9 protein-coding genes are annotated in these 12285 nt (G+C 71.8%); 7 read left to right on the top strand and 2 right to left on the bottom strand.

The features are described from left to right. Nucleotides 1-9: 9 nt before the first annotated feature. The 3 genes from IE313_RS18780 (at nucleotide 10) to IE313_RS18770 (ending at nucleotide 2569) form a co-directional block, all read left to right on the top strand. Nucleotides 10-234, top strand: coding sequence for a hypothetical protein (locus IE313_RS18780; protein WP_189933676.1), 225 nt, complete (start codon nucleotides 10-12; stop codon nucleotides 232-234). A 553-nt stretch (nucleotides 235-787) separates the two neighbouring features. After that, nucleotides 788-2239 carry an AAA family ATPase gene (locus IE313_RS18775; protein WP_189934014.1) on the top strand — a complete coding sequence of 484 codons (1452 nt, stop codon included), beginning with the start codon at nucleotides 788-790 and terminating at the stop codon, nucleotides 2237-2239. A gap of 159 nt (nucleotides 2240-2398) precedes the next feature. Further along, nucleotides 2399-2569, top strand: coding sequence for a hypothetical protein (locus IE313_RS18770; protein WP_229924759.1), 171 nt, complete (start codon nucleotides 2399-2401; stop codon nucleotides 2567-2569). 54 nt (nucleotides 2570-2623) lie between these two features. Here the strand turns inward: IE313_RS18770 and typA are convergent, their stop codons facing one another. After that, nucleotides 2624-4540, bottom strand: coding sequence for a translational GTPase TypA (gene typA, locus IE313_RS18765; protein WP_189933674.1), 1917 nt, complete (start codon nucleotides 4538-4540; stop codon nucleotides 2624-2626). A 457-nt stretch (nucleotides 4541-4997) separates the two neighbouring features. After that, nucleotides 4998-7457 (bottom strand): ABC transporter substrate-binding protein, encoded by a 2460-nt coding sequence (locus IE313_RS18760; protein WP_189933672.1) that lies wholly within the window; start codon nucleotides 7455-7457, stop codon nucleotides 4998-5000. A gap of 661 nt (nucleotides 7458-8118) precedes the next feature. On the opposite strand from IE313_RS18760, the gene IE313_RS18755 reads away from it, so the two are divergent. The 4 genes from IE313_RS18755 (at nucleotide 8119) to IE313_RS18740 (ending at nucleotide 12166) form a co-directional block, all read left to right on the top strand. After that, nucleotides 8119-8433 (top strand): Rv0250c family protein, encoded by a 315-nt coding sequence (locus tag IE313_RS18755; protein ID WP_189933670.1) that lies wholly within the window; start codon nucleotides 8119-8121, stop codon nucleotides 8431-8433. Nucleotides 8434-8448: 15 nt separating this feature from the next. Beyond that, entirely contained in the window at nucleotides 8449-9273 is an 825-nt protein-coding gene (gene sdhC / locus IE313_RS18750; protein WP_189933668.1) for a succinate dehydrogenase subunit SdhC, read from the top strand. A 71-nt stretch (nucleotides 9274-9344) separates the two neighbouring features. Continuing rightward, entirely contained in the window at nucleotides 9345-11315 is a 1971-nt protein-coding gene (locus IE313_RS18745) for a fumarate reductase/succinate dehydrogenase flavoprotein subunit (RefSeq protein ID WP_189933666.1), read from the top strand. Next, nucleotides 11312-12166, top strand: coding sequence for a succinate dehydrogenase/fumarate reductase iron-sulfur subunit (locus IE313_RS18740; protein ID WP_189933664.1), 855 nt, complete (start codon nucleotides 11312-11314; stop codon nucleotides 12164-12166). The genes IE313_RS18745 and IE313_RS18740 overlap by 4 nt, the downstream gene beginning before the upstream one ends. Nucleotides 12167-12285 lie beyond the last annotated feature (119 nt).

The raw sequence follows: 12285 nt of genomic DNA, 5'->3' as shown, positions 1-12285 counted from the left end.
CACCGCGCCATGGCCACCGCCCGGCTCGCCCTGAGCCAACCCCACCAGGGCGACGTGGACCAGGCATGCCCCACCGCCGCGGGCAGCTTCGATCTGATGACCGGGCAGCCGCTGCCGGGCAGGTTGCGCTCCGTGCTCGGCGACTACTACCGCGGGTTGAGCACCATCGCCCCGCACAGCCCCGTGGCACGGGAGTGGCGAGAGCGCTACCGCACCGAATGGAGCCGCACGTGACCACCGGCGTCGACGTTCGCCACCGCACGCACCAGCACCCGCCGAGGACCCGTCAGTCCTTGCCGGGCATCCACTCGGGAGCCCAGGGGGGCGCCGCGCCGGACCGGGCCGCGAATGGTGGCGGGAACATCTCCGTCCGGCACCGGAAGAAGCGCATACCTTCTCGGTCTCCGAATTGATGGTCCGCGCTCCATGGCGCAAGACCGGAACAGCCAAGCAACTGCACCACGGCCTACTGCAGGGCCGAGACGAGGACCTCGCAGTTCTCCTCGTGGACGTCACCCATCCAAAGGTCCAAGCCCTCCCCGAATCATGGGGCTACCGCAAAGTCGGCGAACAGCAGCCCTTCCCGGACTCCCCGCGGTACGCGGTCATGTTCACCGAGCTGCCCTTGCCCGCTTGACCAGTCGTCACCGTCAGTACCGTTACAATCACCTGCGGTAGCGGGCAGCTCCGGCCAACCGTCCACCCCGGACGCCAGAACATTGAATAGGTCCAGATATAATAAGCGCACCTATCCATATAGAGGTGCGCCGTGGACAAACCCCCCGAGATGTTCGACCGTGACTTCGAGTGGAGCGAGCTGACCCGCTTCGCCACCCTGCCCGGTCCACGCGCCACGCTCGGCGTGGTCTCAGGTCGCCGCCGGCAGGGCAAGACGTTCCTCCTGGACGCCGTCACGCGGGCCAGCGGGGGCTTCATGTTCACCGCCACGGAGACCACCGAAGCCGACGCCCTGCGCCAGTTCGGCGCGGCCCTCGCCGGCTACCGCGAACAGCCCACCCCGTTCCGCTTCACCCACTGGGACGAAGCCGTCACCCAGCTCATGCGTGTCGCCGACCGGGGCCGTCCCACCGTGGCGGTCATCGATGAGTTCCCCTTCCTGGCCAAGGCCTCCCCCGCCCTCCCCTCGATCATCCAGCGCGCCCTCGACCCCGCCGCACAGCACATCAACACCCCTGTGCGACTCCTGCTGTGCGGATCCGCCCTTTCCTTGATGGGCGGACTTCTCGCCGGGAACGCCCCGCTGCGCGGCCGTGCCGGTCTGGAGCTGGTCGTTCCCACCCTGGACTTCCGCCTCGCCGCCGAGTTCTGGGAGATCACCGACCCGCGTACCGCCCTGCTCACCCACGCCATCGTCGGCGGCACCCCCGCCTACCGCCGCGAGTTCACCCAGGACGACATCCCGCAAGGGCCCGACGACTTCGACGCCTGGGTCGCCCGCGCCGTCCTCAACCCCGCCCGTCCGCTCTTCCGCGAAGCCCGCTATCTCCTCGCAGAAGAACCCGAACTCCACGACACCGCGCTCTACCACGCCGTCCTGGCCGCCATCGCCGCCGGCAACGCCGCGCGCGGCGGCATTGCCGACTACCTCGGACGCAAGTCCACCGACCTGGCCCACCCACTCACCGTCCTCCAGGACGTCGGCCTGATCACCTATGAGGCCGACGCCTTCCGCCGCAACCGCTCCGCCTACCGCATCGCCGAACCCCTCATCGTCTTCTACCACGCGATCATGCGTCCCGCCTGGGGCGATCTGGAGCGGCCCGGACGCGCCCCCGCCGTCTGGCGTCGCGCTCAGCCCGCCTTTCGCAGCAAGGTCGTCGGCCCGCACTTCGAACAGGTCTGCCGCGAGTGGGCCCGCTGGCACGCGGCTCCCGACACCCACGGCGGGCAGGTCTCACGGGTCGCCAGCGGCACCGTCAACGATCCTGCCTCGAGAACCAGCCATGAAGTCGACGTGGCGGTGCGCGGCGAGTCATGGAACGGCAGCGAAGCGCTGCTCGCCATCGGGGAAGCCAAGTGGAACGAGGTCATGGGGATGGGTCATCTGGAGCGCCTCCAGCACATCCGCGCCCTGCTCACCGCGCGCGGCACCGCGACCGACGCCACCCGGTTGCAGTGCTACAGCGGCGCGGGCTTCACCGATGAGTTGCGTCACCTCGCCTACGGCGACCCCACCGTCCAACTGATCGACGCGCGTCGCCTGTACCACGGCGACTGACGGTCACGAGCCGCAGGCCGAGCGCTCCTTCGCCCTCCCACCGTGCCGACAGGAGCGGCCCCCACGGCGGCACTCGACGCGTCCTGTGATCCGTTCGGCAGCGGTGGCTGTCAGGACCCGCGCCCGCCCAGGACGCCACCCGGGCGAACGAGGCCCCGTGTGCGAACAGACCCTTCGACCACCGCGACCTGGCGCGGCTCATCACCCACCGCGGCAAGCTCCCGGTCGTCGACGACGGCACTCCCCCTGCTCGCGGTCACCCGCAGCGGCTGCACCGCGGCGGGCATCCGTGCGCTCACCCCGCGGGACCTGCTGTCGGCCTGGTCATGAGGGCGGGACGGAAATGAGCCCCGGCGCGCGGTGCGCCGGGGCCCCGCAGGGTCGTCAGCCGTGCTTCGCGCGGGACGCCGCCCGCGCACGCTCGCGCGCGTCCAGGTTGACCTTGCGGATGCGGACCGCCTCCGGGGTCACCTCCACGCACTCGTCGTCGCGGCAGAACTCCAGGGACTGCTCCAGGGAGAGCTTGCGCGGCGGGACGATGGACTCGGCGACGTCCGCGGTCGACGACCGCATGTTGGTGAGCTTCTTCTCCTTGGTGATGTTCACGTCCATGTCGTCGGAGCGCGAGTTCTCACCGACGATCATGCCCTCGTACACCTCGGTGCCCGGCTCCACGAAGAGCACGCCGCGCTCCTGGAGGTTGGTCATCGCGAAGGCGGTGACCGCACCGGAGCGGTCCGCGACCAGGGAGCCGTTGTTGCGGGTGGTCAGCGTGCCGAACCACGGCTCGTGGCCCTCGTGGATGGAGTGCGCGATACCGGTGCCGCGGGTGCTCGTCAGGAACTCGGTGCGGAAGCCGATCAGGCCACGGGAGGGCACCACGAACTCCAGGCGCACCCAGCCGGAGCCATGGTTGGACATGTTGTCCATCCGGCCCTTGCGCACGCCCATCAACTGGGTGACGGCGCCCATGTGCTCCTCGGGCACGTCGATCGTCATCCGCTCGACCGGCTCGTGGACCTTGCCGTCGATCTCCTTGGTGACGACCTGGGGCTTGCCGACGGTCAACTCGTAACCCTCGCGGCGCATGGTCTCGACGAGGATGGCGAGGGCCAGTTCACCGCGGCCCTGCACCTCCCAGGCGTCGGGCCGCTCGGTGTCCATCACGCGCAGCGAGACGTTGCCGATCAGCTCGCGGTCGAGCCGGTCCTTGACCTGGCGGGCGGTGACCTTGCGATCCTTGACGGCCGCCTTGTTGTCGGCGCCCTTGCCGGTGCCGCCGCGGCCCACCAGCGGCGAGGTGTTGGTGCCGATGGTCATCGAGATCGCGGGCTCGTCGACGGTGATCAGCGGCAGCGCCACCGGGTTCTCCGTGTCCGCCAGCGTCTCGCCGATCATGATGTCCGGGATGCCGGCGACGGCGCAGATGTCGCCGGGTCCCGCCTTCTCCGCGGGCTTGCGGGTGAGGGCCTCGGTCATCATCAGCTCGCTGATGCGGACGTTGGCGACGGTGCCGTCCCGCTTGATCCACGCGACCGTCTGCCCCTTGCGCAGCTCGCCCTGCTCGACGCGGAGCAGCGCGATGCGGCCGAGGAAGTTGTCGGCGTCCAGGTTGGTGACATGGGCCTGGAGCGGGGCCTCGGGGTCGTAGGACGGGGCCGGGACGTGCTGGAGGAGCGTGCTGAAGAACGGCTCCAGGTTGGTACTGTCCGCGGGCACCGTGCCGTCCTCGGGCTTGGTGAGCGAGGCGACTCCGTCCCGTGCGCAGGCGTAGACGATCGGGAACTCGATCTGCTCCTCGTCGGCGTCGAGGTCGAGGAAGAGCTCGTAGGTCTCGTTGACGACCTCGTCGATACGGGCGTCGGGCCGGTCGGTCTTGTTGATGCACAGGATCACCGGCATCCGGGCCTGGAGCGCCTTGCGCAGCACGAAGCGGGTCTGCGGCAGCGGGCCCTCGGAGGCGTCGACGAGCAGCACCACCGCGTCGACCATGGACAGCCCGCGCTCCACCTCGCCGCCGAAGTCGGCGTGGCCGGGGGTGTCGATGATGTTGATCGTGACGTGGTCGCCGCCGTCCTTGGGGTGGTACTTCACGGCGGTGTTCTTGGCCAGGATCGTGATGCCCTTCTCACGCTCCAGGTCGTTGGAGTCCATGACGCGGTCGTCGACCTGGTCGAGCTGGTGCGCCCCGAACGCACCCGCCTGCTTGAGCATGGCGTCGACGAGGGTGGTCTTGCCGTGGTCGACATGGGCGACGATGGCGACGTTGCGGATGTCATGACGCTCGACGGTACGAGCCATAGTGCGGCGCTTCTCCCCTTGAGTGGTGGCTGCGCGTACGGCTTCGTAGGCGCCCCTGCCGGGCTGGACACGCCTCGGCCTCCCCCCATCGTAAGGGGCGCACGGCCCCTCCCCCGAAAGGGTGGTGGCGGGCCGCCGGGCCCGGCCGGCTCCCGCGGGACCCGCCCGCGCGACGGCGTCCGGCGTGACCTGGGGCCTTGCGGCGAGGCGTGACGGCAGCGGGTGGCCGAGCCGTCGCGCAGGGTGCGGGCCGGGTCCCCGGCCGGTCCCGGTGGAGTCGTACCCGGTGAGGGGCGGATCCCCGGGTGCCCGCCGTCTTGGGAGCGCGCACCGCACCGTGGCACGGGGTGCGCCACGGTGCGGTGTGGGGCGGTGCGGAATCGGTGCGGTCGGCCCGTGGCACGGCGGGGGTGTGCCGCGGGGACGGCCGGGGTGCTCCCGCGGGGACGGCCGCGGGTCAGCGGGCTTCGGCCCCGGCGGCCCCCTCGTCCTGCGGCGCGGCACCCTTGCCCGCGGGCTTCGCCCCGTCCGCCGGCTCGTCCGCCGCCTTGCCCTTCGGCTCCCGCTCGCCCGGGTGCCTGCCGTCCGGCCCCGTGCCGCGGCCGTCCTCCTGCGCGGGTGCCTTCGACGGCGTCCCCGTGGCCACGGCCGGCTCGCCGTCCGGTGTGCGTGCGCCCTTGTGGTCGGACTTGCCGGCCGCCCCGATCGGCGCCCGCTCCGGCACGGACGGGCCGTCCCCGCCCTGGCGCAGTGCCGCCGCGCCCTTGCTGCCCGCCTTCAGGAAGCCGATGTCCTCGTAGCGCGGATCCTCGAAGCCGAAGGCGCCGACGTTGACGAGGTTGGTGCGCACCGCCACGAGCTGCGGCCGCTGGTACAGCGGGATGGAGCCGGCCGCCGCCCAGATCCGCGCGTCGGCCTTCCTGACCAGGTCCCGTTCCTTGCCGCTGTCCAGCTCGGCCATGGCCTGGTCGAAGAGCTGGTCGATGCGGTCCGTGCCGACCCGGGTGTAGTTCTGCTCGACGTTCAGCGAGCCGTCCGCCCCCGGCACCGGCTTGGCGAAGATCGGCCGCGCGTCGGTGGCGGGGAAGGCGGAGGCGGGCCAGGAGTACAGCGCCAGGTCGTACTGGCCCGCCGCGACGTGGTCGTTGAAGTAGCTGTCGTCGGCGACCTTGGTCACCACGGTGCGGATCCCGACGCGGTCCAGCATCCGCGAGATCCGCTCGCCCACCGCGCGCAGCGCCTCGGAGCCGGGCCCGGAGGGCAGCACGAAGCGCAGCAGCAGCGGCTTGCCGTTCTTGGCGAGCGGGCCCGCCGCGGCACCCGCCGGCGCCGCGGTGCCGTCCGGCGCCTGGGCACCGGGCGCGACGCCCTCGGCATGCCGTGCGCCGTCCCGTCCCGCCTCGGCCCCGGCGTCCACCCGGTCCGCGCCGGCTTCGGCCCGGGCGTTCCCGGCGGGCTTGTCGTCGCCGCCCGCGGGGCGGGCGCTCTCGTCCCGCGCGCCCTGTTCGCCGCCGGCCGCCTTCTCGCCCTGCCGGGCCTCGCCGGCCTCCTTGCGCGACGCGCCCTTCTGCGCGCCGGCGCCGCCGCGCACCCAGCCCGCGTCGGCGAGCAGGGCCTCGGCCCCGGCGGTGTCCTGCTTGCCGAGCGCGCCGCTGCCGTCGGCGTAGCCGTCCTGCCCGGCCAGGGCCAGATGGCTGCCGACGGTCTGCGCGGGCAGCCCGAGCGGCTTCAGGACCAGGCGGGCCAGTTCCTCGCGGTCGATGGCGCGGGCCACGGCGCGGCGCACCCGGTCGTCGGCGAGCGGTCCCGCCGAACCGTTGAGCGCGAGCTGGGTGTAGGCGGGCTCCAGGGACTTGCGGATCACGAAGCGGCGCAGCCCGGCCTGTTCCGCCGCGTAGGCCTCGATCGCCCTGCGGGTCCGCCCGCGGGCGTCGGCCTCCTCGTGCGAGCCGCGCGCGCCCTCGCTCGCGCCGCGCGGGGCGTCGTCGGAACCGGTCGGCGCCCCGCCCCGGCCCAGCGGGCCGCGGCCGGCCCGGTCCCGGGCGGCGCGCGCGATGCGCCGGGCGTCGGACGCCTCGACGTCCGCGACGTCGAGGGAGCCGGCCGCGAGCGCGGCGGCCCGCCTGCCGCGCGGCACCGCCCTGAAGACGATCTTGGAGAGCTTGGCGCGCTTGCCCCACCAGCGGGGGTTGCGCTGCACGGTGACCTCGTCGTGCTCCGCGTCGAACCGGCCCAGGGTGAAGGGGCCCGCGGTGACCTTGAGCTTGCGGCGTGCGCCGTCGTTGAAGGCGCCCGGGGAGCCCATGACCTCCTTCGGGTACAGCGGTGTGAAGAGCGAGCGCCAGTCGGCGTAGGCCCTACTGAAGGTGACCCGCACCTGCGACGCGGTGGCTCCGCGCTCGACCTTCTCGATCCGGTCGTAGCCGGCGTTGCGCGCCGTCCAGTACGCGGCCTCCTTGCCGGACAGGGCGCGCCACTGGGCGGCGAAGTCCACCGCGGAGAGCCGCCGGCCGTTGCTCCACTTCGCCTGCCGGCCGAGTTCGTAGAGCACGACCTGCTTCGGCTTGGTGTCGACGACCTTCGCGGACTGCAGGTAGTCGGCGTCGGGTTCCGGTCTGCCGTGCTCGTCGAGCCGGAACATGGCGGGCAGCACGGTGCCGGCGATCCGGGAGGTGGCGGCGTCGGCGTCGGCCTGGAACGTGTTGAGGGTGCCCGGCATCGTGTCGACGGCCCAGCGCACCGTGCCGCCGTCGGTGATGCCGGCGCGGGCCGCGGGCGCGATGTCCTGGGCGGCGGCCGGGTCGTCGGCCTCGTCGCCGGAGCCGCAGCCGGCCAGCGCGGGCACGGCGAGGGCGCCCGCCGTCAGGAAGGCGACTGACCGCATGACCGACCGCAGTCGGACACCGTCGTGGGTCATCTGTGGTACCTCCGGGGGCCGGGTCGCCGGCCGCCCGTCAGACGCCGGGCACCGGCCGGTTCGATCGCCGTGGGGCGGTTATGGAGCTGATCACATCTATGGCCCCACTGAAGGCGACGCGACGAGCCGCCCACCGCAGACACGCACCTGCCGGCCGCGAAGCCCACCCGGGCGGACCAACAGCGGTCCGGGAGGGTGGTCCGTACGCCCCCGCGCTGCCGGACAGGCGTACGACGCCTCCCTCCCGGGTCGCCGGCCGGCGCGCCGCGCCCGCTGACGACGGGGCCACCGGGGCGCGGCGACACGCCCGGCAGGCGGGCGCAGGGGGCGCGAACGGGGCGTATGCGACGGCTGCGACCCGTGGAATTCCGGGAATCCGCGCAGATCCCTTCCCAATGCATGAAGTGACGCGCAACACTCGCAGGCGCATGCTGGACCGTGTGGAGCCCGTATCCGCACACGCCACCGCCACACGGAAGAACCGCCCGGACACCACAGCGGCGCCACCCGAGCGAGACCCGTGGAGCCCCGTGGAGCCCCGCGGGGAACGGGAGAACCGGAGAACCGGGGAACGAGGGGAAGGAGGGGGCAGGAAGGGAAGGAAGAGACGGCGAGGACAGCACCGGGCGGAATGGCGGGAAAGCCGGAAAGAAGGCACGTCATGTCTGTACGTGATGACTTGGCTGTGGTTCAGCGCTGCATCGACGACCTGTGCAGGACCGTGGGCCGACTGGAACAGGAGGTCGGTGACGGGCTGGACGTACGGCGCGTCCGCACCGATGCCGACCACCTGCGCGAGAGCATCGGTCTGCTGCGCGCGTCGGCGGCCGAGCCCGGGGCCGCGCACAGGCCCGAACCGGTTGTCGTCTCCGACGCCCCGTACGACAGCTCGCTGTGGACGAACCCAGACGAAGCGAATGAACGAGACGGCCTGGACGACGAGGGACTCGGCGCCCGGGACCGGCACGCCCCCTGACCCGAGGAAACCCTGTTGGCCACTGGTACCGAACCCCGACCGAGCACCACCGGCGGCGTACGCGAGGGCAACCGCGCCGCCATCGACGCCCCGCACCTGCGCATCGACCGATGGTGGCTGGCGCCCGCCGCGACCGCGGCCGGGCTGCTGGCCTTCATCGTCTACTCGACGTGGCGGGCCTTCTCCAACGCGGACTACTACGCGGCGCCGTACGTCTCGCCGTTCTACTCGCCGTGCCTCGCGGACAACTGCCGCGACATGGCCGGGGGGCCCAACTGGGACCTCTTCGGGAGCTGGTGGGGAATCTCGCCCGCCATCATCGTGCTGATCTTCCCGCTCAGCTTCCGGCTGACCTGCTACTACTACCGCAAGGCCTACTACCGGGGCTTCTGGGCGTCCCCGCCGGCCTGCGCGGTGGCGGAGCCGCACAAGTCGTACTCGGGTGAGACCCGTTTCCCGCTGATCCTGCAGAACATCCACCGCTACACGTTCTACGTGGCGCTGCTGGTGGCCGGTGTGCTCACCTACGACACGGTGCTGTCCTTCCGCGACGAGCACCACCACTGGGGCCACATGGGCCTCGGCACGATCGTCTTCCTCGTCAACATCGTGCTGATCTGGGCGTACACGTTCTCGTGCCACTCCTGCCGGCACATCGTCGGCGGACGCCTGCGGCACTTCTCGAAGCATCCCGTGCGCTACCGCATGTGGGGCTGGGTCGGCAAGCTCAACGCCCGGCACATGCAGCTCGCCTGGGCTTCGCTGATCAGCGTGGCGGTCGCCGACTTCTACGTCTTTCTGCTCGCGAGCGGCGCGTTCAGCGACCCGCGGCTCTTCTAGCCCCGCGACTGCCTGGGGGTCCACGATGACGGTGGACCCGTGACTGCTCTGGATGGGATGCGACACAAGCGATGGCTCAAGTGGAACGGCAGCAGTGGGACGTGGTCGTGGTCGGCGCCGGGGGCGCCGGCCTGCGCGCCGCGATCGAGGCCCGCGAGCAGGGCGCACGGACGGCGGTGATCTGCAAGTCCCTGTTCGGCAAGGCGCACACGGTGATGGCCGAGGGCGGCATCGCCGCCTCCATGGGCAATGTGAACGCCGGCGACAACTGGCAGGTGCACTTCCGCGACACCATGCGCGGCGGCAAGTTCCTCAACCAGTGGCGGATGGCGGAGCTGCACGCCAAGGAGGCCCCCGACCGGGTCTGGGAACTGGAGACCTGGGGCGCCCTCTTCGACCGCACGAAGGACGGCAGGATCTCCCAGCGCAACTTCGGCGGCCACGAGTACCCGCGCCTCGCCCACGTCGGCGACCGCACGGGACTCGAACTGATCCGCACCCTGCAGCAGAAGATCGTCTCCCTGCAGCAGGAGGACTTCAAGGAGCACGGCGACTACGAGGCGCGCATCAAGGTCTTCCAGGAGTGCACGGTCACCCGGGTCCTGAAGGACGACGAGGGCCGGGTCTCCGGCGTCTTCTGCTACGAGCGCGAGTCCGGCCGCTTCTTCGTCATCGAGGCGCCGTCGGTGGTGCTGGCCACCGGTGGCATCGGCAAGTCGTTCAAGGTGACCTCGAACTCCTGGGAGTACACCGGTGACGGCCACGCGCTGGCACTGCTGGCCGGGGCGCCGCTGCTCAACATGGAGTTCGTGCAGTTCCACCCGACGGGCATGGTCTGGCCGCCGTCCGTGAAGGGCATCCTCGTCACCGAGTCGGTGCGCGGCGACGGCGGGGTGCTGCGCAACTCCGACGGCAAGCGCTTCATGTTCGACTACATCCCCGACGTCTTCAAGGAGCAGTACGCCCAGACGGAGGAGGAGGGCGACCGCTGGTACGAGGACCCGGACCACAACCGCCGCCCGCCCGAGCTGCTGCCCCGCGACGAGGTGGCCCGGGCCATCAACTCCGAGGTGAAGGCGGGCCGCGGCTCCCCGCACGGCGGTGTCTTCCTGGACGTCTCGACCCGGATGCCCGCGGAGGTGGTGCGCCGCAGGCTGCCGTCCATGTACCACCAGTTCAAGGAGCTGGCGGACGTCGACATCACGGCCGAGCCCATGGAGGTCGGGCCGACCTGCCACTACGTGATGGGCGGCGTGGCCGTCGACTCGGACACCGCGGCGGCCCGCGGCGTACCGGGGCTGTTCGCCGCGGGCGAGGTCGCGGGCGGTATGCACGGCTCCAACCGGCTGGGCGGCAACTCCCTGTCCGACCTGCTGGTCTTCGGTCGCCGCGCGGGTCTGCACGCGGCCGAGTACGCGGCGGGGGCGGACTCCTCCGACGCCGGCCGGCCGGTCGTGGTGGACAGCGAGGTGGACGCGGCGGCGGCCGAGGCACTGCGCCCGTTCTCGGCGGAGGGCCCCGAGGCCCGGACGGGGGACGACGCTGCCGCGGCGGGCCTGCCGCCCGAGAACCCGTACACCCTGCACCAGGAGCTCCAGCAGACGATGAACGACCTCGTCGGCATCATCCGCCGCGAGGGTGAGATGGAGAAGGCCCTGGAGAAGCTGGGAGAGCTGCGGGTGCGGGCCCGGCGCGCCGGGGTCGAGGGGCACCGGCAGTTCAACCCGGGCTGGCACCTCTCACTCGACCTGCGGAACATGCTGCTGGTCAGCGAGTGCATCGCACGCGCGGCGCTGGAGCGCACCGAGAGCCGCGGCGGCCACACCCGCGAGGACCACGCGACGATGGACCGCGCGTGGCGCCGGGTGAACCTGATCTGCCGGCTCTCCGACCCGACCGGCGGCCTGGCCGCCACCGATCCGCAGCGCGGGCAGATCGACCTGTCCCGCGAGGAGACCGAACCCGTCCGTCCCGACCTGCTGGCCCTCTTCGAGAAGGAGGAGCTGGTCAAGTACCTCGCCGAAGAGGAGCTGTCCGAGTGACCACGGCAACATCCCAGAGCTCCGAGGGCTCACCCGCAAGCGGTGCCGCGTCGACCGGCACCGAGCCCGCAGGGGCCCCCGCCACCAGTTACGAGGCGCACTTCAGGGTCTGGCGGGGCGACACCGACGGCGGCGGCCTGGAGGACTTCCGCGTGGAGGTGCACGAGGGCGAGGTGGTGCTCGACATCATCCACCGGCTCCAGGCCACCCAGGCACCGGACCTCGCGGTGCGCTGGAACTGCAAGGCGGGCAAGTGCGGTTCGTGCAGCGCGGAGATCAACGGCCGGCCGCGGCTGATGTGCATGACCCGGATGTCGGTCTTCGACCGCGCCCAGACGATCACGGTGACCCCGATGCGGGCCTTCCCCGTGGTGCGGGACCTGGTCACGGACGTCGGCTTCAACTACACCAAGGCCCGCGAGGTGCCCGCCTTCGTGCCGCCCGAGGGCGTCGCGCCCGGTGAGTACCGGATGCAGCAGGAGGACGTGGACCGCTCGCAGGAGTTCCGCAAGTGCATCGAGTGCTTCCTGTGCCAGGACACCTGCCATGTGGTGCGTGACCACGAGGAGAACAAGGCGGCCTTCGCCGGGCCGCGCTTCCTGATGCGGGTCGCCGAGCTCGACATGCACCCGCTGGACGCGGCCGAGGACGCCGGCCTGGACCGCAAGCGCACCGCGCAGGAGGAGCACGGCCTCGGCTACTGCAACATCACCAAGTGCTGCACGGAGGTGTGTCCCGAGGGCATCCGCATCACCGACAACGCACTCATCCCGCTCAAGGAGCGTGCGGTGGACCGCAAGTACGACCCGCTGGTGTGGCTGGGCAGCAAGATCCGCCGCCGGGGCCGGTGACCCGGTCGGGAGCCCCGTGAACACGGCCCCCGCGGTGCCTGCGCGGGGGCCTTCGCGTGCGATGGGCCGCGCGCCCTTGCGGGCACTGCCCTACGCGCGCGTGGAGGCGGTGCGGGTCG

The sequence above is a fragment of the Streptomyces sulfonofaciens genome (genome assembly GCF_014656295.1).
Lineage (GTDB): Bacteria > Actinomycetota > Actinomycetes > Streptomycetales > Streptomycetaceae > Streptomyces > Streptomyces sulfonofaciens.
The sequence above is the reverse complement of the archived record's forward strand: the minus strand, read 5'-3'. Positions and strand labels throughout refer to the sequence as shown.

Coding starts and splice junctions, on each gene's coding strand:
- IE313_RS18760 (WP_189933672.1), bottom strand. CDS start 7,457: ATGACCCACGACGGTGTCCGACTGCGGTCGGTCATGCGGTCAGTCGCC.
- typA (WP_189933674.1), bottom strand. CDS start 4,540: ATGGCTCGTACCGTCGAGCGTCATGACATCCGCAACGTCGCCATCGTC.
- IE313_RS18755 (WP_189933670.1), top strand. CDS start 8,119: ATGTCTGTACGTGATGACTTGGCTGTGGTTCAGCGCTGCATCGACGAC.
- IE313_RS18775 (WP_189934014.1), top strand. CDS start 788: ATGTTCGACCGTGACTTCGAGTGGAGCGAGCTGACCCGCTTCGCCACC.
- IE313_RS18780 (WP_189933676.1), top strand. CDS start 10: ATGGCCACCGCCCGGCTCGCCCTGAGCCAACCCCACCAGGGCGACGTG.
- IE313_RS18745 (WP_189933666.1), top strand. CDS start 9,345: ATGGCTCAAGTGGAACGGCAGCAGTGGGACGTGGTCGTGGTCGGCGCC.